The organism is Aeromonas sp. LsrichE-8G, assembly GCF_022869435.1.
Lineage (GTDB): Bacteria > Pseudomonadota > Gammaproteobacteria > Enterobacterales > Aeromonadaceae > Aeromonas > Aeromonas caviae.
Genome location: NZ_JALIHH010000032.1, coordinates 12,767 through 38,939, shown reverse-complemented (window position 1 = coordinate 38,939; position 26,173 = coordinate 12,767). Strand labels below are relative to the sequence as shown.

Here is a 26,173-nt window from a genome sequence, read left to right as displayed (position 1 = left end):
AGTTGCCTGGGCAAATTGAAATTCGTCGAAGGCAGATCAGTGTAGGGCTGATGGTTTCGTTATATTATTCTGCAATCGCGGCCTTATACGGCGCGCGCATTGTAATGGATATGTAGCCTGTTTGCTAGTTGGCGGTGGCCGGTGCGGGTTGCGATTGTTATCAACCAGATGTGAACCATGACCCTATTCTCACAGCGTCCGTTACTGCTTTCCCTCGCTTGTTGCCTGACGTTGACGGCCTGCGACGACGACAGGATCCACAACATTTGCTCCCAATATCCCGCCCTGTGCGCGGACCTGGTGGACGATGGCTGGTGTCGCTATGAGCGCAGCGACGTCATTCGCGGTCGTTACTATCTCCAGGAAGAGGGGACGGACAGGCGCAAGTACGATCTGATGCGCGGCCTGGAGCGTTATCTGCAATGCGCCGAGCACTCCACCAACATCGAGTACAAGCGGGCCAGGGAGCAGAAGAGCCCCAGAGTGGAAGGGATGCTGGCCGCCGGCCGTCAACTGGAGCAACTGGATGCACAGACCCGGGGCTCCCGGGATCCCTACCTGCTGCTCTGGCACTGGACCAACAACACCAGCCCCGAGGCCCGCGCCAGCTTCCTCGCGCAGGAGGGGACGCCGAGCCTCGAGGAGCCCGAGCTGCAACTGGCGCTCGGCGGCATCTATGCCAAGAGCGAGCCCGAGAAGGCCATCAGGCTGATGCACCATGCGCTCTCCCTCTATCGGGAGGGGGACAAGGTCAACAGCCGGATCCTCACCGCCCTCAGCACCCTCTACATGGGGCAGAAGCGATTTGATCAGGCCTATCTGTGGGGCAAGGTGAGCGAGTCATTCCAGGAGAGCCCCGAGGTCTCCGCCACCCGGCTCGGCATTTACCATGCCATCGGCAAGGAGGAGCAGGAGACGCTGGACGACCAGGCGGCCACCATCGTCGATGCACTCAGGCAGGGGAGCTACCGCACACCATGAATCCGACCCTGTCAGAAGCCCGGGAATGGGCCCATCCCTTCGATATCCGTCTCGTGCACGGCCAGATCCGCGGCGAGGACAGGGTGCTTGAACGGGCCACGGTGAGGGCCGTGGTGATGCGTGGTGATCGACTGCTGCTGGTGCACTCCAGCGTCAACGGGGATCTCATGTTCCCCGGGGGCGGCATCGAGCACGGGGAGGCGCACGATGCGGCCCTGGCCCGGGAGCTGCGGGAAGAGTGTGGCGCCGAGCTGGTGGCCGTGGGCCCCCTGCTGGGAGAGACCCGGGAGTATCGTGCCGCGCGCGAGCCGGATTACGATGCCTACTGCATCCGATCGTCCTATTACCTCTGCCGGGTCGGGGAGGACTGGAGTGCGCCGCGCCCCCAGCCCTACGAGATCCGCCTCGGCTTCACGCCGGGCTGGTTCCCCCTGGCCGAGGCCCTGCAGACCAACAAGACCCAGCTGGCGGGTCCCTGTCCCCAGTGGACGGCGCGAGAGACCCGGGTGCTGGCTGAGTTGCACCGCTGGCAAGCGTCCGGCTTGCTGACCTGACAAGGCCGCTTGCCCCATAAAAAAACCGCCTGTCGGCGGTTTTTTTATGGCTGTCTCCGACGTCAGGGGAGACAGACCGGGCAGAAGGCGTAGGTGCCCTGGGGATCGTTGAAGCGGGTCAGCGGGTCCAGAGTGCGGTTCATCTCCAGCAGCGCCTTGCCAAGCCCGGCGGGCAGCCAGCTTTGCAGGTGCGGGGCCAGCGCCTGGGCGCTGCTGTCAAACAGCTCGCGCAGGAACTTGTCCCTGGCCGACTCTTCCGGTGCGATGGGGGTGACCTGCCAACTTTTGAGGTTGGCGAGATCGGCGGCCGCCTTGAGGGCGTCATCCAGATTGCCGAACTCGTCCACCAGCCCCAGTGCCTTGGCATCCTGCCCGGTCCAGACCCGGCCTTCGGCGGCTTTTTCCGCCTCTTCCGGGCTAAGGCCCCGGCCCTTGCCCACCAGGCCGACAAAGCGCTGATAGGTGTCTTCCACGCTCAGTTGAATGGCTTCACCCACGTGATCCGGCAGGGCACGGGTCAGCCCGACCCCCACGAAGTCGGTGGTGCCGACGCCGTCGGTGTGTACCCCGTACTGGGAGAGCGCCTTGTCGATGGTGGCGAACATGCCGAACACCCCGATGGAGCCGGTGAGGGTGGTGGGGGAGGCGAAGATCTTGTCCGCATCGGCGGAGATCCAGTAGCCACCGGAGGCGGCGTAGCTGCCCATGGAGATGACCACCGGCTTGCCCGCCTGTTTCAGGGCCAGCAATTCGGCGCGGATCTGCTCGGCGGCGAAGGCGCTGCCGCCGGGGCTGTCCACTCGCAGCACCACGGCTTTCACCTGATCGTCACGGCGGGCTTCGGCCAGCAGATCGGCAAGGCTGTCGCCGCCGATGGTGCCGGCAGGCTGGACGCCATCCATGATGGCGCCGCTGGCGGTGATGAGGCCTACCTCATCCTTGCCGCTCTGGGGGTACTGCTCCGGGATGGCGGCCAGATACTCTTTCAGGCCCACGCCCTTCCAGCCGTGATCATCGGCCTCGCCCACTTCCTTGATCACCGCCTGGGTCATCTCGTCGCGGGTGGCGAGCTGATCCACCAGACCGTTGTCGAGGGCGTAGCTGGCCGCATTGCCACCGGCCTTGCGCAGCAGTTCGAGTAAGTGATCCTTGTTCGGTGCCACGGCATCCGGTTCGATCTCCCGCTGCTCCGCCACGTCGGCCACATAGGATTGCCACAGCTGATCCAGCCAGCGCTGGTTCGCCTCCTTGCTCTCGGGGGACATCTCGTCCCGGGTGTAGGGCTCGACGAAGGACTTGTAGGTGCCGACCTTGAAGACGTGCGGGGTGATATTGAGCTTCTCCAGTGCCGACTTGAAGTAGGTCTGGTAGACACCCAGCCCCTCGATCAGCACGGCACCACTCTGGTTGAGCAGCACGTGGTCGGCGTGGGCGGCGAGCAGATAGGCCCCCTGGCTGTAGTAGTCCGCCATGGCGATGACCGGCTTGCCGCTCTCCTTGAAGGCGTCGATGGCGGCCGTCACCTCCTGCAGTTTGGAGAGGCTGGCCCCTTGCAGACCCTGGGGCTTGATCACCAGCGCCTTGATGCGATCGTCATTCCCCGCGCTCTTGATGGCCCACAGCAGATCGGAGAGGACGATTTCGCTTGGCTGCTCGTCCCCCTTGTCCATCTGCCTGAGCAGTTGCACCGTGGGATCGGTCTGGGTGCGCTGTTCTACCAGCACACCGGAGAGATTGAGGGTGAGCGCCCCCTCGATGGGGGTGCTTGGGGTCTCGCTCTGGCTGACGCTGAAGACAATGACCAGCACGACGAGAAGAAACAGCAGGTTGACCAGCATCAAGCGGGTAAAGTTGAGCAGGCGCCAGAGGCTGCGAAAGAGCCATCCCAGACCTTTGAAAATAGACATAGCTGCGTTGTCGCCCTGTTAATGGGTTGAGAGCAGCCATTATTAACCAGTTGCGCAGCCAATTGCCATTTCCCCTTGAGTCGACTGCCTCCCCGCCACTTCGGAACACGGCTGTTCGCTGAAAAAATGTCCAAACATTTGTTTGAAAAAGAGTTTTCGATTCTTTACTCTAGCTCCAGTTTGATAACAAAAAATTAACTGAAAGGCCCGATGAGCCGGCCCCACCTCCACCCACCCCTTCTTTTTACTGCCCGTCACCCGAGGCAGCCAGGAAGGCTGGAGCATGACCCCGTGCACATCGACCTCGACAAGGAGTGCATCATGAGCCGTTATCCCACGCTGCTGACCCCCCTCGATCTGGGTTTTACCCAGTTGCGCAACCGCGTACTGATGGGGTCCATGCACACCGGCCTCGAGGAGGAAAAGGGGGGCTTTGACAAGCTGGCCGCCTTCTATGCTGAGCGGGCCCGTGGCGGGGTCGGTCTCATCGTGACCGGCGGTATCGCCCCCAATTTGCGGGGGCGGCTGGTGCCCCACGGCTCCCAGCTGAGCTTTCCCTGGCAGGTAGCCAAACACCGCAAGGTGACCGAGGCAGTGCACCAGGAAGGGGGCAAGATAGCGCTGCAGATCCTTCATGCGGGCCGCTACGCCTACCATCCGTTCAGCCTGGCGCCGAGCGCCCTCAAGGCTCCCATCTCCCCGTTCAAGCCGCGGGCCATGAGCGAGCGGCAGATCCGCGGCACCATCCGCGACTTCGCCGCCACTGCGGCGCTGGCCAAGGCGGCCGGTTATGACGGGGTCGAAGTGATGGGGTCGGAAGGCTATCTCATCAACCAGTTCATCTGCGAACGCACCAACAAGCGCACCGATGGCTGGGGCGGCAGCAGCGAAAACCGCATGCGCTTCCCGGTGGAGATTGTCCGCGCCATCCGTGAGCGGGTGGGCACGGATTTCATCATCATCTTCCGCCTCTCCATGCTGGATCTGGTGGAGCAGGGCTCCTCCCTTGAGGAAGTGATCGCACTTGGCCGGGCACTGGAGCAGGTGGGGGTCACCCTCATCAACACCGGTATCGGCTGGCACGAGGCGCGCATTCCCACCATCGCCACCAGCGTGCCGCGCGGTGCCTTCAGCTGGGTGACCGCCGAGCTGAAAAAGCACCTCAAGGTGCCCCTCATCACCACCAACCGCATCAACACCCCCGAGGTGGCGGAGCGCATCCTGGCGGGCGGCGAAGCGGACATGGTCTCCATGGCGCGCCCCTTCCTGGCGGACCCCGAATTCGTCATCAAGGCGGCTGAAGACAGGGCGGACGAGATCAACACCTGCATCGCCTGCAACCAGGCCTGCCTCGACCACGTGTTCAAGCAAAAGCGTGCCTCCTGCCTGGTCAATCCCCGCGCCTGCTTTGAGACCGAGTTGACGTTTGGCCGGGTGCCCCAGCCCAAGAAGCTGGCGGTGGTGGGGGCGGGTCCTGCGGGGCTGGCGTTTGCCTGCTACGCCGCCGAGCGGGGCCATCAGGTAAGCCTGTTCGATCAGGCGAGCGAAATCGGCGGCCAGTTCAACTCTGCCAAGCAGATCCCGGGCAAGGAGGAGTTTCACGAGACCCTGCGCTACTTTGCCAAACGGCTGGAGAAGTGCGGCGTCGAGCTCTATCTGGGCCAGCGCCAGAGTGCCGAGAGCCTCTTGGGCGGCGGTTTTGACGAGGTGATCCTCGCCACCGGCATCCGCCCGCGCACCCCCAATATCCCGGGTATCGAGCACCCCAAGGTGTTGAGCTATCTGGATGTGCTGCGGGATCACAAGCCGGTGGGCGAGAAGGTGGCGGTCATCGGCGCCGGCGGCATCGGCTTCGATGTGGCCGAATACCTGGTGGAAAAGAGAGGATCGCCGGATGCTGAAAGCCATCGCGATCACTGGCTCAAGGAGTGGGGTATCGACAAGCAACTGGGTGAGCGCGGCGGCTTGACTACCCCCGAAATCGATGCCCCCGAGCGCCAGATCTGGTTGCTCCAGCGCAAGGAGAGCAAGGTGGGCGACGGCCTTGGCAAGACCACCGGTTGGATCCATCGCACCGTCCTCAAGAATCGCAAGGTGCAGATGCTCTCCGGCGTCCAGTACCTGCGTATCGACGATGCCGGGCTTCACATCCAGGTGGGCGACCAACAGCAGTGCCTGCCGGTGGATCAGGTGATCATCTGTGCCGGACAGGAACCCCTCAAGGAGTTGCAGGCTGGTCTGCAGGCTGCTGGCAAGCCGGTGCACATCATCGGCGGGGCCGACGTGGCCGCCGAGCTGGATGCCAAACGCGCCATCCGGCAAGGGGCGGAGCTGGCTGCCGTCATCTAGCCTCCCGACCCTTTCGTATCCTGACAAACCCCTGAACCCCAGGGGTTTTCTTCATCCAGTGCTGTGCTAAGGTAGCGCCATCATCGCCTTTGACAAGGAACTGCCCCATGGATGCCCTCCATCTGTTACTCAATCGCCACTCCTGTGGTCGTCTGGCCGAGCCTGCCCCGAGTGGCGAAGTGCTCGACAATATCCTCAAGGCCGGGCTGCGGGCGCCGGATCACGGCACTCTGACCCCCTGGCAGTTCATCCTGTTTGAAGGGGAGGGGCGTGAGCGCCTGGGGACATTGCTGGCCGATGCCGCCCATGCCCGTGGCGAGGATGCGGACAGTGTCGAGAAGTGCCGCGCCGCGCCACTGCGTGCTCCCCTGGTGATCGCGGTGGCGACCCGTTATCAGGCGCACCCCAAGGTACCGAAACTGGAGCAGGAGCTCTCTGCCGGTTGCGCCCTGATGGCGATGCAGATGGCGGCCCAGGCCCAGGGCTTCAACGGCATCTGGCGTTCCGGCTGGTTCATCTTCGACGAGCAGATCCATGGTGCACTGGGGCTGGCACCGGAGGATCAACTGGTGGGCTTCCTCTACCTTGGCACCCCCATGCTGGAGGCCCGCAAGCTGCGCGAGTTGCCCATCCAGGACTTCGTGCGCAGCTTCTGAAGCACAGAATGCCAAAAGCCCTGATTATTCAGGGCTTTTTTGTTTTCTGACAAAGCCGTCAGGCTGTACTGATAAATGCGCACTTGCCAAGAGGGGAGAAGGGGGTTGGCCGGACATTTTTTGAATTGTGAGAGATTCTTCTCACTCCTGGTTTATTACGCTATGTAAAACGTTTGCGCCACGTTATTATCCCACTGCCAGTTTAGAAGGTGACCCCTTCTAATTTTCTGCGATGAGAGTCGCAATTCCGTAGCACCTTTTTAGAGCCCAACGTCTTGATGACATTGGGCTTCATTTTTTGTAGGGCTGGCACGTCAGCGTTCTTTCTCCTTTGCCTCTTCTCTACCTCACCCGGCCTCTTTGTGGCGATCTTTTGCACAGTCATTGGTGTGGCCTCGATTGGAATCAGGATCAGGGTCAAATATCCTGCATTTGCAGGTGAAATCCGGCCCGGGATCCGCCAGCATCGGAAGAGACAAGAGAGTCAGAGGCTTCCCTTTGACATCGACTGTCCGCACCTTTGCCATCCGGAGGCCATATGTGGTTCAACCGCAAGCTTGAAAAAGAGAATCAACAGCTCAGGGAGGCGATGCTTCTCAAAGAGCAGCAGCACCAGAGCGAGCTGGCCGAATTGCGTGCCACCATCGGTGAATACGAGCACATGCAGCGCACTAGCCGGGAACGTGGCGATCTCTTCAATCAGGTGATCTCCTGCCAGAACCAGGGAGGTGAGATGCTGCAGAGCGTGCGGGAAGCGCTGGCTGGCAGTGCCGAGCACCTGATGGCGGAAAAGGGAGCACTCTGCGAGCTGGATCAGCTCTTTGCCCAGACCCGGGGCGCCATCACCCGTCTCTCCGATCGCGCCCATGCCATCACGGATGAGGCGGCTCGCAGCCTCGCAGCCGTCCATCAGCTCGATGCCAGTACATCCGCCATCAACCAGTTCGTGACCGCCATCCAGGGCATTTCGGATCAGACCAACCTGCTGGCACTCAATGCGGCCATCGAGGCGGCCAGGGCCGGTGAAGCTGGTCGAGGATTCGCCGTGGTCGCCGATGAGGTGCGTCAGCTGGCGAGCAAGGCTCATGAAGCCAGCAGCCAGATCGAGGTGCTGGTCAGACAGATAGTGGCCCAGGCGCAGGAGATCAAGTCCATCATCGATGACAACCAGGCCAGTGCCGCCGAGGTGGCGACCTCCTCCTCCCAGATCGATGTGGTGGTGACCCAGGTGCTGGCACAATCAGGCCGGATGCAGCAGGTGATCCACAGTGCGGCCTCCACCTCCTTCCTCAATACCACCAAGCTGGATCACGCCGTCTGGAAGAACACCATCTATCGGCTCATCGATCAGCAGCATTTTCACGAGCCGGTGAGCGACCACGCTCAGTGCAGGCTGGGTAAATGGTATTTCGAGGGGCAGGGCGCAGAGCTCTTCGCCCACAAGCCGGGCTTTCGTGAACTGGACGGGCCCCACAAGCGGGTCCACGAGAGCGGCAAGGCCGCCCTGCACGCGCGCGAGCAGGGGGATATCAAAGGGATGGTCGAGCAGCTCAAGACCATGGAAAACGCCAGCATGCAGGTGGTGCACTGTATCGACCGCTTGCTGGAAAGCGCCTGAGCGAGCTTCGGGCCTTCCGCTCAACCTTTGACTGGCAGCAGCCGTGCCGGGTTGCCTGCCACCCTGGCACCGGCCGGTACATCTCTGGTCACGACCGAGCCCGCACCCACGACGGCTTCCCGCCCTATGGTGACGCCGGGCAGCAGAATGGCGCCGCCGCCAATCCAGACCCTGTCTTCGATGGTGACCGGCAGCGCCGTCTCAACCCCCTGAATACGCTCATCGGCGTCCAGCGCATGGGCGGCGGTGTAGATCTGCACGTTCGGCCCAATCATTACCTCGGCGCCGATGCGAATGGGGGCATTGTCCAGCAGGGTGGCCCCCATGTTGATGTAGCTGCCCTTGCCAAGGTGGATGTGGCGGCCATAGGTGCAGTAGAAGGGTGGGCAGATGAAGGCACCCTGTGCCAGCTCGCCGACGATCTGCAGCAGCAGCGCCAGCTGTTCATCCTCCTCGTCGCTACGATTGAAGCGGCGGTACAGGCGGGCCGTCTCCCGGCGCAACAGCTCCAGCTCTGGCGCTATGCAGTTGTAAGGCTGGCTGGCGATCATCTTCTCGTATTCGGTCATGGCTGGGCCTCGATGGGGTGGAGGAAGAGAGGATAAGCCATCGGGAGGCGGAGAAGCGTGAGGCTCTCCCCAGAGTGGGCAGAAGGAGAACGGCGTCCGGAAACGACAAGGGCACCCTGGGGTGCCCTTGTCGTTCAGCGACCTAAGTGTTGCCGCTGTGGCCTGTTGCTTGTCAGCCGGGTGTGCGGCCGATGGGTTGGCAACTGCCGTGGCTTGTTGTTTATCAGCCGAGTTTGCGGCCGATGGGTTGGCAGCCACCGTGGCTTGTTGCTTATCAGCCGAGTGTGCGGCCGATGGGTTGGCAACTGCCGTGGCTTGTTGCTTATCAGCCGAGTTTACGGCCGATGGGTTGGCAGCCACCGTGGCTTGTTGTTTATCAGCCGAGTGTGCGGCCGATGGGTTGGCAACTGCCGTGGCTTGTTGTTTATCAGCCGAGTTTGCGGCCGGAGAGGCGGCACCACTCTTCTTTCACCGCAGTCGGGTCCATCTCGAACCACTGGCCGTAGATGGTTTCCAGCTCCGGGGCCTGACTTTCCAGCACGCCGGAGAGAGCCATCAGGCTGCCCGCTTTGCCGTGGCCGGCGATAAGCGGCGCCAGCTCCCGCAGCGGGCCGGCCAGGATGTTGGCCACCACCACGTCCGCTTCGACGTCTTGCGGCTGATCCGCTGGCAGGTAGAGTTCAATCTGGTCGGCGACGCCGTTGCGCGCGGCGTTGTCGCGGCTGGCCTGAATCGCCTGCGGGTCGATGTCGATACCGATAACGCGGGCGGCACCCAGTTTCAGGGCGGCGATGCCGAGGATGCCGGAGCCGCAGCCAAAGTCCACCACGGTTTTACCGGCCAGGTCCAGCCCGTCCAGCCACTGCAGGCAGAGTGCCGTGGTGGGGTGGGTACCGGTACCGAAGGCCAGACCCGGATCCAACATGACGTTGACCGCATCGGGGTTCGGCACGTCGCGCCAGCTCGGGCAGATCCAGAGCCGCTCGCCAAACTGCATGGGGTGGAAGTGATCCATCCATTCGCGCACCCAGTCCTTGTCTTCCAGTTGCTCGACCTTGTAGCCCACGTCTTCACCGAAGATCTGCTGGAAGAAGGCGATGGTGGGAGCCGGATCGGTTTCGGCGTCGAACAGCCCCATCACTTCGGTCTCGCCCCAGAGCGGGGTTTCACCGGGCATGGGCTCATAGACGGGCACATCCTTGGCATCCATAAAGGTCACCGCCTGGGCCCCACGCCCCAGCAGCATGTTGCTCACCTTGTCTGCGGTCTTGGCAGTGGCGTTGATTCGAATTTGTATCCAGGGCATGGCGTCGGCTCTTCATAAATGTGAAACCGCGGGATTCTATCATCATGGGCCCGTGCTGTCGTGGTTTGACCATGGCCTCATGGGGAAGGGAGGTAACTCTGCCAAGTTGGCACGGTTAATGTATTCCTTCATGGGTGACGGGAAGCAACTTGTTCCCGCTGAATGCTTTGCTCTATGAAGTTCCGTCATCTTTTTTCAGCCACCTTCGGGTGGCTTTTTTTATGCCGGTGCGCTGAAAAGCGGTTAATTGGGAGGGAAAAGCAGAGATTGGCACGCTATCTGCAAAGTTACAGATGTCCTGCATAAGGATATGTGTGTGATTGTTACCCCAACGTTCAGGTTTTTAGGGCCATCCCGACGGGATGGCCTCTTTTTTATGGTTTTTTCGGGGGAGATGCCCCGTCAGGGACAAAGGTCACCTGCGGGGCTGTGCACTCTTGGGGCTTGTCACTGGTGATTTCACCCCATGATGGTGCATTTATTTACCTACAAGGGAATAGGCTGGACGGTAAGGCCCGCTTGGGCTGTGCCTCAGCGATGGAAGCCGCTCATGTCGATCACCAGCTTGCCCACCATGCGACCCGCTTCCAGCTCGGCATGAGCCCGGGCCAGGGTGAGGGGGGTCAGTTCGGGCACCACCTTGCTGAGGGTGGTCTTGAGCACCCCTTCATCGATCAGGGCCGCGACCCGGCCGAGCAGGTTGTGCTGCTCGATCATGTCCGGGGTCTGGAACAGGGAGCGGGTAAACATGAACTCCTGGCTGAAGGTGACGCTCTTGGGCTTGAGCAGACCCAGATCCCAGGGTTCACTGGACTCGGCGATGGTGCAGATATGACCAAACGGACGGATGAGGCTGGCCATGGTGTTCCAGTGCTGCTCGGTGGCGTTGGTGCAGAAGATGGCATCCACCTCGCTGATGCCGAGCGCCTTGAGCTCCGCCTGCAGATGGTGATGGCTCACCACCTGGTGGGCCCCCATGTCCAGGCACCACTCCCGTGTTTCGGGGCGCGATGCGGTGGCGATCACCTCCATGCCGGTAAGCTGGCGGGCGAGCTGGATGGCGATGGAACCGACTCCGCCGGCGCCCCCGATGATCAGCAGTCGCCCGGTGCTTTCGCGGGTGAGGCTCATGCGCTCGAACAGGGTTTCCCAGGCGGTGATGGCGGTGAGCGGCAGGGCGGCGGCTTCCAGATCGGTCAGGGTGACTGGGGCGATGGCGGCAATGCGCTCGTCCACCAGTTGCAGGGCGCTGTTGCTGCCCGGGCGGCTGATGTCGCCGGCATACCAGACCCTGTCACCGGCCTTGAACAGGGTGACGTCGCTACCGACGGCGATCACCTCGCCCACGGCGTCCCAGCCCAGCACGCGGGGGCTGCTTTCGACCTTGTCCTTGGGGGCGCGTACCTTGGTGTCGACCGGATTGATGGAGGTGGCGTTGACCCGTACCAGCAGATCCCGCGGGCCCGGTGTCGGATCGGGCAGATCGCTCTCGATGAAGCAGTGGGGGTGGTTGCTTGGCAGATAGTGAGTCAGGGCGATGGCTTTCATGGCTTTTCCTTTCAAATAGCAGTGTTCGGGATTGCCACTCACTCTAGTCTGGATGATTATCAAGATTAAGATGGGTAATTGGTAAAGACTGTTTGAATATATGAACAATGTCGAACTGGAGTTGATGGGGCTGTTCGCCACCGTGGTGGAGCAGGGGAGCTTCACCGGGGCGGCCGAGGTGCTCGGCATGCCCAAGTCCTCGGTGAGCCAGAAAATCTCGCGCCTTGAATCCCGGCTCGGGGTGAGGTTGCTGCAACGCACCACCCGCAGGCTCAGCCTGACGCCCCAGGGGGAGGTCTATGTGGCCCATTGTCAGGAGCTGCTGGCACTGGCGCGCAGCGCCAATCTGGCGATGGCGCGGTTGCGCGCGGCTCCTGGAGGGCGGGTGCGGATCACTGCTCCCGAAGCCACGGGAACCTTGCTGCTTGGTCGGATACTGGCCGAATTTCGCGCCCTCTACCCCGAGGTGGTGCTGGAGCTGACCCTTTGCGATGAACAGCTGGATCTGGTGGGGGAAGGTTACGATCTGGCGCTGCGGGCGGCGCCGCTGAAAGATTCCAGCCTCATCTGCCGGCGCATCGGCCAGGTGGCGCGCCATCTGGTGGCATCTCCCGGTTACCTGGCGGCCAACGGGACGCCGCTCCAACTCTCGGAGCTGGCCGGACACGCCTGCCTGGTACATGGCTCCTTGCCGGTGTGGCCATTGCAGGAGGGGGGCTGGCGCCCTCGCGGGGCCTGCCAGAGCAACAGCCTGCTGGCGCTGCGGGAGCTGGCACTCCATGACGGGGGGATTGCCCTGCTGCCGGCCCATGTCTGCGGCGACGATCTGGCGGCGGGGCGACTGCTCAAGGTGCTGCCGGATCTCCTGGTTCCGGTGAACCCCTTCTATCTCATCTACCCGAGCCGGGAACACCTGGCCCCCGCCCTTCGCAGCCTGATGGACTTCGTGGCCGAGCGTCTTCCCTTTGCCTGATCACTGGTGCTGGCCAAGGGGAGCCTGAGCCGGTTCGAGACCGAGCGGGACCGACTGGCGTTCCGCCAGCATGCGGATCTGCCCTTCGATGAGGCCGGCATGGGGGCCGAGCACCAGCACCAGCTGATGTTCGTTCAGCACGACCCAGGAGAGGCAGCCCAGTCTGGCCAGGCAGGATTGATCCACCAGGGCCATGTCGCGAACTCGCAGGCTGAGGCGGGTCAGGCAGACGCTCATGGCCTGCAGGTTGTCCATGCCTCCCAGCATCTTGAGGTACTGGATAGCCAGCATCTGGGGATCGGTGGGGGCCACGGTCGCGAGCCGGGAGAGATCCTCGGCGATGGGCTTGCCCGGCAGACTGAGGGGAGCGTGTTCCAGCAGCCGGGAGAAGAGCAGGGCATAGACGACGAAGAAGAGGATGCCCAGGGGGATGAGCCAGAAGCTGTGCAGACCGGCGTGGTAGCTCAGCACCAGGTCCAGCAATCCGGCAGAAAAGTAGCTGCCCACCTGTATGTCGAGCCCGCTGCAGATGGCCAGCGACAGCCCGGTCAGCAGGGCATGGGCCAGAAACAGCCAGGGAGCGGTGAAGGCAAACAGGAACTCGATGGGCTCCGTGATGCCCACCAGTGCCGAGGTGAGCGCCAGGGTGAGCAGCAGCCCTCCCTGGGGCAGTTGTTGCATCCGCTGGCGATGGATCCAGATGGCAAAACAGGCACCGGGCAGGCCGAACATGATGACCGGATAGAGCCCGGCCACATAGCCTTCATGCAGCGGCTGGGCGGTCGAGAGGGCTTGCAGGTTGCTCTCCCCGAGCCCGATGAGGCTGCCCAGCACCTGGTGCAGGCCGAGGGGGATCAGCAGCCGGTTCAGCACGCCATAGCAGAAGGCGCCAAATGGCGTGGTGAGCAGATCGGAGGCGAGCAGGGTGAGCCCCTGTTCCAGCAGCGGCCAGAGGATGGAGAGGGGGAGCACCAGCAGCAGGCAGGCCAGCGCCGAGAGCAACATGCCCGGCAGATCTTCCTGCAGCGGGCGCAACCAGCCTGGCAGCCGCAGAGCGCGGGCCCGGGAGCAGACGATGGCGGTGACGAGCCCGGCCAGCAGGCCGCAGATCATGTCCGCATGCAGCCCGGGCACCAGGGTGCCCAGCGCCGAGCTCAGCAGCAGAAAGTTGACCGCTCCGGCGAGCGCCTGGGCTCCTTGCCCCTGGCGACTCAACCCGAAGGCAATGGCCACCGCATAGATGAGCGGCATCTGGCTGAAGAGGGCGCGACCGGCGAGGGAGAGCACGGCGAGATCCAGCACGTCCGGTTGGCCGAGCCGGTGGAGCAGGGCGGCCAGGGGCAGGATGGAGACGGGCAGCAACAGGGCATAGCCGAGGCGCTGCAGGGACTGGGTCAGGATCTTTCTGGCGTTCTGGACTGGCATGGGGGCACGGTATTTGTGACGTGGCGCACATTTTACCCGTGAGCCCCCATTTGGGAATAGGCGAGCCTTCCTTTATTGATCCTTTTCTTAATTTTGATCAAACAATCGACGGACACGCTGATCCGGGGCAGGAGTGAGCAGGCTGACCAGGACAAAGGCCGCCAGGCCAAGGGCCAGGCTCGGGACGATGGCGTGCAGACCGGCCAGCTTGATCCCCCACTGGCTCAAGGTGCCGTAACAGAGGATGCCGCAGACCATGCTGGCCAGGGCTCCCGGGCCGTTGGCCCTGGACCAGTAGAGGCCGAGCACCAGGGGCCAGAGGAAGACCGCCTGCAGGCCGCCGAAGGCGAGCAGGTTGAGCCAGATGATCATCTCGGGGGGCTGGAGCGCCGCCAGCAGTACCAGGGTACCCAGGATCAGGGTGCAGAGCAGGGAGAGGCGCGGCACCCGGACCTCCAGCTTTTCCTGCCTGGGGTTGAGGTAATTGAGGTAGAGATCTTTCACCAGGGTGGCGGAGGCCTGGATCAGCTGGGAGTCGATGGTGGACATGATGGCCGCCATGGGGGCGGCCAGGAAGACCCCGGCCAGCCAGGGGGGGAGCACCTCCATCATCAGGGAGGGCATGATCTTGTCCGGGCTGTCCATGCCGGGCAGGATGGCGCGGCCCAGCGCCCCGGCCAGGTGCATGCCGAACATCAGCAGGGCGCAGACGATGGTGCCGATGAGGATGCCCCGGTGCAGCGCCTTGCTGTCCCGGTAGCCAAAGCAGCGCAGCGCCGAGTGGGGCAAGCCCACCACCCCGATGCAGACCAGCACCCAGAAGCTCAGCATGAAGGGCTGGGTCAGCATGTCGCCGGCCCCCTGGGGGCTCACCAGCTTGGGATCTATCTCCTTGAGCTGGTGGACAAGATTCGGCAACCCGTCACCGGCGATGAGGATGCCCGCCAGCAGGGCGCCAGTGCCGATGAGCATGACGATGCCCTGCAGGGCATCCGTCATCACCACGGCGCGAAAGCCGCCGATCACCGTGTAGAGCAGCACGCAACTGGCAAACAGAAAGAGTCCCTGCTGATAGCTGAGGCCGGTCGCCGTTTCCAGCAGGCGGGCGCCGCCGATGAACTGCACCACCATGGTGGCGATGAAGGCAAGGATGATGGTGACCGAGCCCAGCACGACCACCGCCCTGCTCTGGTAGCGGGCCCACAGCATGTCGTTGATGGTCACCGCGTTGACCCGGCGGGCGATGATGGCGAACTTCTTGCCAAGCACCCCCAGGGTGAGCCAGACAGTGGGCAGCTGGATCATCGCCAGCAACACCCAGCCGAGGCCGACCTTGTAGGCGGCTCCCGGCCCGCCGATGAAGGACGATGCAGAGGTATAAGTGGCCACCAGGGTCATGGCGAGCACCAGCCCCCCCATGCTGCGGTTGCCGATGAAGTACTCCTGCATGAAGTTGCCGCCGGTCCGGTGGCGACTGGCCCAGAAACCGACCCCCAGTACCAGCACCAGGTAGATGCAGAGCGGCAGCATCAGCTCAAGATTCATGGGGTGGTACCTCGCTATCCAGGGGAATATCGACGAACAGGCGATCCACCATGAGGGCGCAGAGGCCGATGAACAGCAGGGGCATCAGGATGCAACTGAGCAGGAACCAGAGGGGCAGGTCCCACAGCTCGAGATCCTCGGGGATGAAATAAGCCGAGCCATACCAGGCGACAAAGTAGAGCAGGGTCAGCAGCAGGCAGAAGGCTGCTTCCCGACGGGCGAGTGCGAAACGGTTCACTGTGGCCTCCGACGAGTGAGCGGGGCGCAAGAATAACAAAAAAGGGCCATGTCGCCATGGCCCTTTTTTACGTTGGCGATCCGGGTGGATCGCGCAATTTCCCGATGAAAGGGGTCTTTGCAGACCCGACTTCTTGTGCAGGTGGTGGCTGTTCTGTGCTGCCACCGTGCTCAATGGGTCGGGCCTCAAGCCATTACAGACCCAACTTCTTGTGCAGGTGGAGGCTGTTCTGTGCTGCCACCGTGCTCAATGGGTCGGGCCTCAAGCCATTACAGACCCAACTTCTTGTGCAGGTAGTGGATGTTAGTGCCACCGTGCTGGAAGTTTTCGTCCTTCATGATCTCTTTTTGCAGGGCGATGTTGGTCTTGATCCCTTCCACCACCAGCTCGTCGAGGGAGTGACGCATGCGGGCGATGGCCACGTCGCGGTTCTCCCCGTAGCAGATCAGCTTGCCGATCATGGAGTCGTAGTAGGGGGGGACCTTGTAACCCGCATAGATGTGGGATTCCCAGCGCACGCCCAGGCCGCCCGGCGCGTGGAAGCGCTGGATGAGACCGGGAGAGGGCAGGAAGGTGGCCGGATCTTCGGCATTGATCCGGCACTCGATGGCGTGGCCACGGATGCGGATGTCCTGCTGGGTGATCGACAGGGGCTGACCGGCGGCAATGCGCAGCTGCTCCTTGATGAGGTCGACGCCGGTGACCATCTCGGTGACCGGATGCTCCACCTGGATACGTGTGTTCATCTCGATGAAATAGAACTCGCCGTTCTCGTACAGGAACTCGAAGGTACCTGCACCGCGGTAGCCGATCTCGAGACAGGCGCGCACACAGCGCTCACCGATGAACTTGCGCATCTCGTCGGTGATGCCGGGGGCCGGCGCCTCTTCCACGACCTTCTGGTGACGGCGCTGCATGGAGCAGTCCCGCTCACCCAGATAGAGGGCGGTACCCTGACCGTCAGCCAGCACCTGGATCTCGATGTGGCGCGGGTTCTCCAGGTACTTCTCCATGTAGACCATGTCGTTCTTGAAGAACTGGCCCGCTTCGGATTTGGTCAGCGCGATGGCGGAGGCCAGTTCGGCCTCGTTGCGCACCACGCGCATGCCGCGACCACCACCGCCACCGGCGGCCTTGATGATCACCGGATACCCGATCCGCTTGGCGATGGCGGCGTTGCGCTTGGCATCGTTGTCCACCGGGCCGTCGGAGCCGGGTACGCAGGGCACGCCCGCCTTCTTCATCGCCTCGATGGCGGAGACCTTGTCACCCATCAGGCGAATGGTCTCGGCGCGCGGACCGATGAAGATGAAGCCGGATTTCTCCACCACTTCGGCGAAGTCGGCATTCTCGGAGAGGAAGCCGTAGCCCGGGTGGATGGCGACGGCACCGGTCACCTCGGCGGCGGCGATGATGGCCGGCACATTGAGGTAGGACTCACCGCTGGCAGGTTTGCCGATGCAGATGGTTTCGTCCGCCAGGAGCACATGCTTGAGCTCCCGATCGGCAGTGGAGTGAACGGCCACTGTCTTGATCCCGAGCTCTTTGCAGGCGCGCAGGATCCGCAGGGCAATTTCACCGCGGTTGGCGATGACTACTTTGTCCAACATGGGTGGCATTTTCCCTTATTCGATGATGAACAGCGGCTCGTCAAACTCGACGGCCTGACCATTTTCAACCAGGATCGCTTTGATCACGCCGGCCTTGTCAGACTCGATTTGGTTCATCATTTTCATGGCTTCGACGATGCACAGGGTGTCGCCGACATTGACGTGCTGACCGACTTCCACGAACGGCTTGGCTTCCGGGCTGGAGGAGCGGTAGAAGGAGCCCACCATGGGGGAGCGCATCAGATGACCGCTCGGGGCGGCATCGGCAGCAGGCGCAGCGGCTGCTGCCGGAGCAGCGGCAACCGGTGCGGCAACCTGAGCTGCGGCCTGGGGCATGATCATCTGCGGGGCAACGCTAACCTGGCCGGAGAAATTACGGCTGATGCGAACGGACTCTTCCCCTTCGGAGATTTCCAGCTCGGCGATGCCGGACTCTTCAACCAGTTCAATCAGCTTCTTGATTTTGCGGATATCCATTAGCATTCTCTTTCTTCTTTATCTGATCAGTGATTATCAAGCCGCGCGCAACTGATGCACGGCCGCGGTTAAAGCGAATTGGTAACCATCGGCACCCAACCCGCAGATCACCCCCTTGGCGACATCAGACAGATAGGAGTGATGACGGAAGGGCTCCCTGGCATGAACGTTTGACAGGTGAACCTCGATAAAGGGGATGGCCACACCCAGCAGGGCATCGCGCAGGGCAACGCTGGTATGGGTGAAGGCGGCGGGATTGATGATGATGAAATCCACCTGGCCCATGGCCTGATGGATGCGGCCGATCAGCTCGTGCTCGGCATTGGATTGCAGATGTTCCAGGGTGACACCGAGTTCGCTGGCGCTGCGCGTCAGATCGGCGACGATCTCATCGAGCGTCTTGCTGCCGTAGATTCCCGGTTCCCGCTTGCCCAGCAGATTCAGATTGGGGCCGTTAAGCAGGAGGATTCGGTGATGTTGCGACATATTGAGTACATCCTCGATGATTATGCTGCTATCTATCAGCTATCTTTGGACTACCAAAAATCTAGCCAATTTTTGCACAAATCGGTGTGCCCTGACACACAGATTTCGCAATTATATTGATTTCGTGAAAATTAGCAGCATTTTACTGGTCTAATCTCTACATCTGGCTATTTATCGGCCTGGTTTGCCCGCAAGCCCTGCCTGCCACCGAACTCTGCCCTGTCCGGATCCCGAAGACAACAAAGCCGGCACGTGGCCGGCTCTGTTGACGTGGGGAAGAGACTCACGCCGCTTCCGACTTCTCGCGGATCAGCTTGTCCACGACCCCCGGATCCGCCAGGGTGGAGATATCCCCCAGGCTGTCGGTTTCGCCGGTGGCGATCTTGCGCAAGATACGCCGCATGATCTTGCCGGATCGGGTCTTGGGCAGCCCTTCGGCCCAGTGGATCACGTCCGGGGTCGCGATGGCGCCAATCTCCTTGCGCACCCACTCCTTCACTTCCTTGTGCAGCTCGCGGCTCGGCTCTTCCCCGGCGATCAGGGTGACATAGGCGTAGATGCCCTGTCCCTTGATCTCGTGGGGAACACCCACCACCGCCGCTTCGGCGATCTTCGGATGGGCCACCAGAGCGGACTCGATTTCGGCGGTGCCCATGCGGTGGCCGGAGACGTTGAGTACATCATCCACCCGGCCGGTGATCCAGTAGTAGCCGTCCTCGTCGCGACGGGCACCGTCGCCGGTGAAGTAGCGACCCGGGAAGGTGGAGAAGTAGGTCTGCTCGAAGCGCTCGTGATCGCCGAACACGGTACGCATCTGGCCGGGCCAGGAGTCGGTGATCACCAGGTTGCCCTCGGTGGCGCCCTCCAGCGGCTCACCCAGGTTGTCCACCAGAGCAGGCTGTACTCCGAAGAAGGGACGGGTGGCCGAGCCGGGCTTGAGCGCGGTGACGCCGGGCAGCGGAGTGATGAGGATGCCGCCGGTCTCGGTCTGCCACCAGGTGTCGACGATGGGGCAGCGCTCGTCGCCGATGGTGCGGTAGTACCACTCCCAGGCTTCCGGGTTGATGGGTTCACCCACCGACCCCATGATGCGCAGGCTGGTGCGGGAAGTGCCTTCGACAGCCTCCTTGCCCTTGGCCATCAGTGCACGAATGGCGGTGGGGGCGGTATAGAGGATGGTGACCTGATGCTTGTCCACCACCTGGCTCATGCGGTTGGTAGCCGGGTAGTTGGGCACCCCTTCGAACATGACGGTGGTGGCGCCGTTGGCCAGCGGCCCGTAGACCAGATAGGAGTGACCGGTGACCCAACCCACGTCGGCGGTACACCAGTAGATGTCCTCTTCGTGGTAGTCGAACACGTATTTGAAGGTGAGGGCGGCATAGACCAGATAGCCGCCCGTGGTGTGCAGCACACCCTTGGGTTTGCCGGTGGAGCCGGAGGTGTAGAGCACGAACAGGGGATCTTCGGCGCCCATGGCTTCGGGCGGACAATCCGGGCTGGCGGCGTTGACCGCATCATGCCACCAGATGTCTCTGTGCTCGTGCCAGGCCACGTTGCCACCGGTGCGCTTGAGGACGATCACCTTGCTGACCTTGGTATCCGGGTGGGTAAGGGCCTCATCCACGTTCTTCTTGAGGGGGATGGGGCGACCGCCTCGCAACCCCTCATCGGCGGTGATGACGACGGAGGCGCCGGAGTCGATGATGCGGCCCGAGAGCGCCTCCGGCGAGAAGCCGCCGAAGACGATGCTGTGCACGGCCCCGATGCGGGTACAGGCCAGCATGGCGATGGCCGCCTCCGGCACCATGGGCATATAAAGGCAGACCATGTGGCCACGCTTGACCCCCTGGGCTTTGAGCACGTTGGCAAACTTGCATACTTCGGCGTGCAGTTCGCGATAGGTGATCTTGCGATCTTCGGCCGGGTTGTCCCCTTCCCAGATGATGGCGACCTTGTCGCCGCGCTCGCTCAGATGGCGATCCAGGCAGTTGGCCGAGACGTTGAGCAGGCCATCCTCATACCACTTGATGGAGACGTGGCCCGGATCGTAGGAGGTGTTCTTGACGCGGGTGTAGGGGGTCATCCAGTCGAGGATCTTGCCCTGCTCCCCCCAGAAGGCGTCCGGATCCTGCACCGACGCCTGATACATGGCTTCATAACCTTCCTTGTCCAGCAGGGCGCCGTTGCCGATGTGGGCCTTGACCGGGTAGACCTTGCTCTCGCTCATCTCTCACTCCTGTGAATACATTTTCTTAATGATTGAGTAACAACTTATACCTTTGGTTCCCGAGGGCAATTAGACTTTTGGATAGCGACGAAGATAGCGGGCGGGAAGCCATGATGATGAAGCAGAAGGGAGCCATGGGCTCCCTTCTTTGCTTTCGTGGTGGCGCGGCCAAGGCTCAATGGCGGAAGGGGAGCAGGGAAGGCAGCTGGGGTTCTGGCAGGGGATGGCTGAACAGGTAGCCCTGTCCCTCCTCGCAACGCAGGGATTGCAGGAACTGGCGCTGGGGCTGGGTTTCTATCCCTTCCGCCGTGACGGCCATGCCGAGGGAGCTGGCCAGCTGGACTATGGTACGGCACAGCTCGCGGCTGTGCTTGTCGTCGGGCAACGCCTGGACGAAGGCTCTGTCTATCTTGATGCGATCGATGGGCAGGCTCCTGAGCAGGCTCAGGGAGGAGAAACCGGTGCCGAAGTCGTCGATGGCGATCTGCACCCCCAGCGCCTTGAGACGGGTGAAGAGCCGCAGACTGTGATCCACGCTCTGGATGATGCTCTCGGTCACCTCGATCTCCAGCCGTTCGGCAGGAAAACCGGTCTCGGCCAGAATGGCTGTCACCCGCTCCACGTAGTCGTGGGAACGCATCTCCCTGACCGACACATTGACCGAGAGCCGGGGCACGGCGAGCCCTTCGGCTAGCCACTGCTGCCCTTGCCGGCAGGCGGTGCGCATCACCCATTCGCCCAGTGGTTCGATGAGACCGCACTCCTCTGCCACCGGAATGAAACGGTCCGGGGATATCATGCCAAGGCTGGGATGCTGCCAGCGGATCAGGGCCTCCAGGCCGCTGAGATGACCATCCGCCAGATCCGTCATGGGTTGGTAGAGCAGGCGAAACTGTTGCTGCTCAATGGCCTTGAGCAGTCCCTGCTCCAGCAGCATCCGCTCCCTGGTCTGTGCCGTCATGTCGGGGGAGTGGAACAGATAGCCGTTGCGGCCACGGCGCTTGGCTTCATGCATGGCGTTGTCCGCCGCGCTGATGAGGCTGTCCGGGGTCTGGCCATGCTCCGGATAGAGGGAGACGCCGATGCTGGCGGAGAGCCTCACCCGCTCCTGGCCGATGTCGGCGGGATCGTGCAGCCTGCGTTGCAACCCCTCGATGAGACCCAGCAGATCCTGGGTCTCCCTGATGGCGGGCAGCAACACCAGAAATTCGTCTGCCCCCAGCCGGATGGCGATGTCTCCGGGGCGCAGACAGTGGCGAATGCGGTCTGCCGACAGCTTGAGCAGCAGATCGCCGGCACTGTGCCCCAGGTTGTCGTTGATGAGCTTGAAGCCGTCGAGATCGATGAACAGCAGCGCCAGGACGTGGTGGTTCACCCTGGCCGTCTCTATCTCCAGGGTGAGGCGCTCTTGCAGCAGATGGCGATTGCCGAGATCGGTGAGGGGATCGTAATAGGAGAGGTGCTGCAAGCGGGCTTCGGCCTGATAGAGACGCAGTGCATGGCGGTGGGTCATCTCCTGCAGGCCGGGTGACGCGGGTGCGTCGAGGTGGGGGCCTGTCTGCGCGGATTCCCTCATCACGAGGAAGATGCCGCTGAAGGTGCCCTCCTCATCCAGCACGGAGCTGACGCTCACTTGCCAGCGTGCCGGGGAGGCCGCGCGGGAGAGACCGACCATTTCCACCTCAAATGTGCATCGGGGGGGACCTTGCCGCAGTTGCTGAAACAGCGGGAGCAGCTGGGGAGTCTGGGCAGGGACAATGTCGAACAGCGTCTTGCCCGGGTGCTCTGCCCGCGCGAGGCCGGTCAGTTCGGCAAAGCGTCCGTTGACGTCGCGACACCTGAATTCGTGATCGAAGACCCCAATCCCGACGGGCGCCTGGGCGAACAGCTGTTGCAACTCGTGGGGAGAGAGCGGGCCTGACAAATGCCGTGTCGGAACCGATTCGGGTAGCACTTTTTCCATGGAGGCTCCTGAATTGATTGCTTTGTCATTTGGACGACTGTGTCAGTATGGCAGGAAGTGTCAGGAGAGAAAGAAAGTGTGAGAAGGGTGTGAAATCAACGAGATGTCAGCCTTTCTGGCGGCCAAACGCCTGGATCCCGCGAACAAATACCAGCCAGCCCACCAGATGAAACGGCAACGCCATGGCGTAGAGCACCAGCCAGTGGCTCTCGGTGCCGCTGCTGTTGATGAAATCTGTCCAGGCGGCGAGCAGGGCCAGCATGCCCGCTATCTGGAAGCGGCGACGCAGCACCACTTCCACCCCGAGATTGGCGAGGTAGAGGGTCAGCAGGATGCCGGCAAAGCCGGTGAGCTGGGCGGTGCCGTAGAGCGCGCGGTCCGGGTTGAACAGCAGCGTCACGAGGGGAGTGAGACCCTGATCCAGCGGGATCAGGGCCAGCAGCCAGCATGCGATAAGAAGCAGGGCTGTCTTCATGCCGGGCTCAGTCGGCGGACGGTGCCGGTTTGACCAGGGAGAGGTAGTTGGCGTCCATCTTGAGGAACACCCCCAGCAGGCGGGCACTGGCACCGTAGAAGCCAAACTTGTCGGCGGCCCGGCAGGCCTGCTCGAAGCGCTCGAACCAGCCCAGCAGGTGGCCGTGCAGCAGGGACTCCTGCTCGCCAAGCCACGCCTCGCGCTGGTCGGCGGTGGTCGACTCGGCGGCGCGGATGATGAGGCTGCCCATCAGGTCCAGCTCGATGGCCAGATGATCGGCAGGCTCATTGTATTTGTCGCTGACATTGATGCCGAGGCGATCGAGGCGTGCCTGCATCTCGGTCATGGGTGCCTGCATCAGCTGCTTGTCTTCGCCCCGGTAGAGGGATTCGTAGGGCAGGGCACCCTGCCCGGGAGCGCTCAGGAACAGGCCGGCGAAGTCGGCGGCCAGGGCCGTCTGGCGCTCGGGGCGCACCAGCAGGCGGGCGATGGCGTCGTTGAGCTCGGCCACGGCTTCGCGCATGGGATCGAGGGTGGAGAGGCTCTTCAAGAAGCTGCGCACGTCATAGGTGTCGTATTCAGCGATCTGTGCATCACTGAGTTCGGCAGCAAACAGGGTGGAAAACCACCAGTAAAGCTCGGCCCGGCGTTCGCTGGTCGCCATGAATTCCTGCATTTTTCCTCCGTGGATGACAATCGGGAGCCTTGATGGCCCCCGATTCTAACGACTTTAAAAATAAAGGAAACTCATGGGGCCTTTTGGCCGGATAGCGCCAGGAGAGGGGGGCGCTATCGCGGGATCGCCGTGGGCGACGAGGAGGCCGACCTACTCCTCGACGCGATAGAGCACCTGCTTGCAACGGGGGCAGATGTGCTGGCGGCGGTAATCCATCTGGTGCACCAGGCCGACCTCCCGCTGCTGATGATGACCGCAATGGATGCAGAAAATGAGATCCCCGTCGGCGGCGCCGGGATGGGCCGCCAGGTACTGCTCCCGGGTGGGAAGTGTCTCCCAGTTGGCGGTGCAGGCACCCTTGCGGCTGCCGGTGTAGTAGACCCAGTAGAAGAGAGCGAAGACCGCGACAATCACGAACAGCATCAGATGATCCATCATGGCGTTTCCCCTTGTGTTCCGGGATGGCAGGGAGCGACACCCGCTCGTGCAGATGTCCCATGGCCTAAAGATGTTATCTGTTAGTAAATGCTATATCCATGATCTGGCTCTGGTTTTCATCGCCTTGCCCGGGAAGCGGGGACGATGGCTGGAGCCGGATTGCTGGTGTGGGGAGGCCGGGGGGATGAGCGAAGCCAGGGGGCGGGATTCGAAATTTGCGACGTATTTTACATTTTATAAACAATTTTTTGGGTGGTTGGACTGTCTCTTTGATCCAGCTCACGTTACAATGCGCGGGCCCACTTCACCTATCGCGCAAACGATTTTCAGGAGATAAACGGATGTTGAAACGTGACATGACCATCGCCGGCTATGATCCAGAGCTGTGGCAGGCCATCACAGACGAGACCCGTCGTCAGGAAGAGCACATCGAGCTGATTGCGTCCGAGAACTACACCAGCCCCCGCGTCATGGAAGCCCAGGGCTCCCAGTTGACCAACAAGTACGCCGAAGGCTACCCGGCCAAGCGTTACTACGGCGGTTGCGAGTATGTGGATGTGGTTGAAACCCTGGCCATCGAGCGCGCCAAAGAGCTGTTCGGTGCCACCTACGCCAACGTGCAGCCGCACTCCGGCTCCCAGGCCAACAGCGCCGTCTACATGGCCCTGCTGCAACCAGGCGACACCGTGCTCGGCATGAACCTGGCCCACGGCGGTCACCTGACCCACGGCTCCCCCGTCAACTTCTCCGGCAAGCTGTACAACATCATCCCCTACGGCATCGACGAGTCCGGCAAGATCGACTACGACGAGATGGAGCGCCTGGCCGTTGAGCACAAGCCGAAGATGATGATCGGCGGCTTCTCCGCCTACTCCGGCATCGTCGACTGGGCCCGCATGCGCGAAATCGCCGACAAGATCGGTGCTTACCTGTTCGTGGACATGGCCCACGTAGCCGGTCTGATTGCCGCCGGCGTCTACCCGAACCCGGTGCCCCACGCTCACGTGGTCACCTCCACCACCCACAAGACCCTGGCCGGTCCGCGCGGTGGTCTGATCCTCTCCGCCGCCGACGACGAAGATCTGTACAAGAAACTGAACTCCGCCGTCTTCCCGGGTGGTCAGGGCGGCCCGCTGATGCACGTCATCGCCGGCAAGGCCGTGGCCTTCAAGGAAGCGCTGGAGCCCGAGTTCAAGACCTACCAGGCCCAGGTCGTCAAGAACGCCAAGGCCATGGCGGCGACCTTTATCGAGCGCGGCTACAAGATCGTCTCCGGCGGTACCGACAACCATCTGATGCTGGTTGATCTGATCGGTCGCGAGCTGACCGGCAAAGATGCCGACGCAGCCCTCGGCAAGGCCAACATCACCGTCAACAAGAACTCCGTACCGAACGACCCGCGTTCCCCGTTCGTGACCTCCGGCGTGCGTATCGGCACCCCGGCCATCACCCGCCGCGGCTTCAAGGAAGCCGAGTCCATCCAGTTGGCCAACTGGATCTGCGACGTGCTGGACAGCCACGACAACGAAGAAGTGCTGGCGACCGTGCGCGAGAAGGTGCTGGACATCTGCCGCCGCTTCCCGGTCTACGCATAATCAGCCTGACCTTCAGGTTGAAGACCAATGCCACCCTCGGGTGGCATTGTTTTTTGCAGCGTCTGGCAAGATGAGACAGAGGTGATCATGTGCGATGACATGGAAGAGGACGTGCTGGAGGCGTCACTGCGGCAGACGGTTCGCGCCCAGTACCACTTTCGCGCCAGCGAACAGGGGCTGCTGGCCTGGGATGTGCGCCGCTTGATCCGGCTGAGCCGCAACCTGCCGGTGCAGGCGGTGGCACTCGGCGAGATTGCCGAGCTTGACCGCGACCACTGGTACGGCCATGGAGACGCCACGCCCACGGTGCGCAGCGTGGTGGCGCATTGCCAGCTCATGATGGCGGCGGATCTCGCCTATCCCATCCTGCTGGACAGCGCCGGCCGGGTGATGGATGGCATGCACCGGGTGGGCAAGGCGCTGATGCTGGGTCACAGCCATGTGGCTGCTCGCCGGTTCGCGGCGGATCCTGCCCCCGATTACCAGGATTGCGACCCCGAGGCGTTGCCCTATGACGACTGAGTCCTGCCCGAAGGTCTGGCTGGTTGTCCCTT

The 26,173-nt window shown here is 62.4% G+C and carries 23 protein-coding genes; 8 read left to right on the top strand and 15 right to left on the bottom strand.

The annotated features are described in order from the left end of the window. Positions 1–177 precede the first annotated feature (177 nt). Both MUW49_RS06800 and MUW49_RS06795 read left to right on the top strand, forming a co-directional pair. Complete coding sequence (locus MUW49_RS06800) at positions 178–981, top strand: DUF2989 domain-containing protein (protein WP_042865069.1); 804 nt, start codon at positions 178–180, stop codon at positions 979–981. Beyond that, positions 978–1,535 (top strand): NUDIX domain-containing protein, encoded by a 558-nt coding sequence (locus tag MUW49_RS06795; RefSeq protein ID WP_045525756.1) that lies wholly within the window; start codon positions 978–980, stop codon positions 1,533–1,535. Before MUW49_RS06800 ends, MUW49_RS06795 begins: the two co-directional genes overlap by 4 nt. Positions 1,536–1,597: 62 nt before the next feature. On the opposite strand, the gene sppA is transcribed toward MUW49_RS06795, so the two are convergent. After that, the gene (sppA, locus tag MUW49_RS06790) at positions 1,598–3,442 is read right to left on the bottom strand and encodes a signal peptide peptidase SppA (RefSeq protein ID WP_244812559.1); all 1,845 of its coding nucleotides are present in this window, start codon (positions 3,440–3,442) and stop codon (positions 1,598–1,600) included. Between the two features lie 321 nt (positions 3,443–3,763). Between sppA and MUW49_RS06785 the strand changes: the two genes are divergently transcribed. The 3 genes from MUW49_RS06785 to MUW49_RS21895 all read left to right on the top strand — a co-directional run bounded on the left by MUW49_RS06785 (position 3,764) and on the right by MUW49_RS21895 (position 8,065). Further along, entirely contained in the window at positions 3,764–5,791 is a 2,028-nt protein-coding gene (locus tag MUW49_RS06785; RefSeq protein ID WP_227263455.1) for an NADPH-dependent 2,4-dienoyl-CoA reductase, read from the top strand. Between the two features lie 107 nt (positions 5,792–5,898). Beyond that, positions 5,899–6,447: an NAD(P)H nitroreductase gene (locus MUW49_RS06780; RefSeq protein ID WP_010675416.1), complete on the top strand. Its 549-nt coding sequence runs from the start codon at positions 5,899–5,901 to the stop codon at positions 6,445–6,447. A gap of 538 nt (positions 6,448–6,985) precedes the next feature. Further along, a complete protein-coding gene (locus MUW49_RS21895; protein WP_103243627.1) occupies positions 6,986–8,065 on the top strand; it encodes a methyl-accepting chemotaxis protein in 1,080 nt (359 codons plus the stop codon). A 20-nt stretch (positions 8,066–8,085) separates the two neighbouring features. Here the strand turns inward: MUW49_RS21895 and MUW49_RS06765 are convergent, their stop codons facing one another. The 3 genes from MUW49_RS06765 to MUW49_RS06755 form a co-directional block, all read right to left on the bottom strand. Further along, on the bottom strand, positions 8,086–8,634 hold the full coding sequence (locus MUW49_RS06765) for a sugar O-acetyltransferase (protein WP_171864901.1): 549 nt from the start codon (positions 8,632–8,634) through the stop codon (positions 8,086–8,088). A 427-nt stretch (positions 8,635–9,061) separates the two neighbouring features. Next, the gene (gene prmA, locus MUW49_RS06760) at positions 9,062–9,940 is read right to left on the bottom strand and encodes a 50S ribosomal protein L11 methyltransferase (protein ID WP_045525764.1); all 879 of its coding nucleotides are present in this window, start codon (positions 9,938–9,940) and stop codon (positions 9,062–9,064) included. 531 nt (positions 9,941–10,471) lie between these two features. After that, the gene (locus MUW49_RS06755) at positions 10,472–11,488 is read right to left on the bottom strand and encodes a zinc-binding alcohol dehydrogenase family protein (RefSeq protein ID WP_069784403.1); all 1,017 of its coding nucleotides are present in this window, start codon (positions 11,486–11,488) and stop codon (positions 10,472–10,474) included. A gap of 100 nt (positions 11,489–11,588) precedes the next feature. On the opposite strand from MUW49_RS06755, the gene MUW49_RS06750 reads away from it, so the two are divergent. Next, positions 11,589–12,461 (top strand): LysR family transcriptional regulator, encoded by an 873-nt coding sequence (locus tag MUW49_RS06750; RefSeq protein ID WP_042014452.1) that lies wholly within the window; start codon positions 11,589–11,591, stop codon positions 12,459–12,461. On the opposite strand, the gene MUW49_RS06745 is transcribed toward MUW49_RS06750, so the two are convergent. The 11 genes from MUW49_RS06745 to MUW49_RS06695 all read right to left on the bottom strand — a co-directional run bounded on the left by MUW49_RS06745 (position 12,462) and on the right by MUW49_RS06695 (position 24,024). Then, positions 12,462–13,886, bottom strand: a complete 1,425-nt coding sequence (locus tag MUW49_RS06745) for a PTS transporter subunit EIIC (protein ID WP_171864900.1) — start codon at positions 13,884–13,886, stop codon at positions 12,462–12,464. Between the two features lie 87 nt (positions 13,887–13,973). Then, positions 13,974–15,431, bottom strand: coding sequence for a sodium/pantothenate symporter (panF, locus tag MUW49_RS06740; protein WP_043153258.1), 1,458 nt, complete (start codon positions 15,429–15,431; stop codon positions 13,974–13,976). Beyond that, positions 15,421–15,669: a YhdT family protein gene (locus MUW49_RS06735; RefSeq protein ID WP_039040309.1), complete on the bottom strand. Its 249-nt coding sequence runs from the start codon at positions 15,667–15,669 to the stop codon at positions 15,421–15,423. Before MUW49_RS06735 ends, panF begins: the two co-directional genes overlap by 11 nt. A 269-nt stretch (positions 15,670–15,938) precedes the next feature. Then, positions 15,939–17,279, bottom strand: a complete 1,341-nt coding sequence (accC, locus tag MUW49_RS06730; RefSeq protein ID WP_010675406.1) for an acetyl-CoA carboxylase biotin carboxylase subunit — start codon at positions 17,277–17,279, stop codon at positions 15,939–15,941. A gap of 15 nt (positions 17,280–17,294) precedes the next feature. Further along, positions 17,295–17,756 (bottom strand): acetyl-CoA carboxylase biotin carboxyl carrier protein, encoded by a 462-nt coding sequence (gene accB / locus MUW49_RS06725; RefSeq protein WP_010675405.1) that lies wholly within the window; start codon positions 17,754–17,756, stop codon positions 17,295–17,297. 36 nt (positions 17,757–17,792) lie between these two features. After that, positions 17,793–18,242 carry a type II 3-dehydroquinate dehydratase gene (gene aroQ / locus MUW49_RS06720; protein ID WP_039040307.1) on the bottom strand — a complete coding sequence of 150 codons (450 nt, stop codon included), beginning with the start codon at positions 18,240–18,242 and terminating at the stop codon, positions 17,793–17,795. Positions 18,243–18,525: 283 nt separating this feature from the next. Continuing rightward, the gene (acs, locus tag MUW49_RS06715; RefSeq protein ID WP_039040306.1) at positions 18,526–20,472 is read right to left on the bottom strand and encodes an acetate--CoA ligase; all 1,947 of its coding nucleotides are present in this window, start codon (positions 20,470–20,472) and stop codon (positions 18,526–18,528) included. A 175-nt stretch (positions 20,473–20,647) separates the two neighbouring features. Beyond that, a complete protein-coding gene (locus tag MUW49_RS06710; RefSeq protein ID WP_216943920.1) occupies positions 20,648–22,435 on the bottom strand; it encodes a GGDEF and EAL domain-containing protein in 1,788 nt (595 codons plus the stop codon). 106 nt (positions 22,436–22,541) lie between these two features. Next, positions 22,542–22,910, bottom strand: a complete 369-nt coding sequence (locus MUW49_RS06705) for a hypothetical protein (protein ID WP_045525778.1) — start codon at positions 22,908–22,910, stop codon at positions 22,542–22,544. 7 nt (positions 22,911–22,917) lie between these two features. Beyond that, positions 22,918–23,586, bottom strand: coding sequence for a molecular chaperone TorD (gene torD, locus MUW49_RS06700; RefSeq protein ID WP_167824688.1), 669 nt, complete (start codon positions 23,584–23,586; stop codon positions 22,918–22,920). A gap of 150 nt (positions 23,587–23,736) precedes the next feature. Further along, on the bottom strand, positions 23,737–24,024 hold the full coding sequence (locus MUW49_RS06695) for a hypothetical protein (protein WP_069652090.1): 288 nt from the start codon (positions 24,022–24,024) through the stop codon (positions 23,737–23,739). Between the two features lie 341 nt (positions 24,025–24,365). On the opposite strand from MUW49_RS06695, the gene glyA reads away from it, so the two are divergent. Both glyA and MUW49_RS06685 read left to right on the top strand, forming a co-directional pair. Further along, positions 24,366–25,619 carry a serine hydroxymethyltransferase gene (gene glyA / locus MUW49_RS06690; RefSeq protein WP_010675397.1) on the top strand — a complete coding sequence of 418 codons (1,254 nt, stop codon included), beginning with the start codon at positions 24,366–24,368 and terminating at the stop codon, positions 25,617–25,619. 87 nt (positions 25,620–25,706) lie between these two features. Beyond that, the gene (locus MUW49_RS06685) at positions 25,707–26,141 is read left to right on the top strand and encodes a hypothetical protein (protein ID WP_052224829.1); all 435 of its coding nucleotides are present in this window, start codon (positions 25,707–25,709) and stop codon (positions 26,139–26,141) included. Positions 26,142–26,173: the final 32 nt, after the last annotated feature.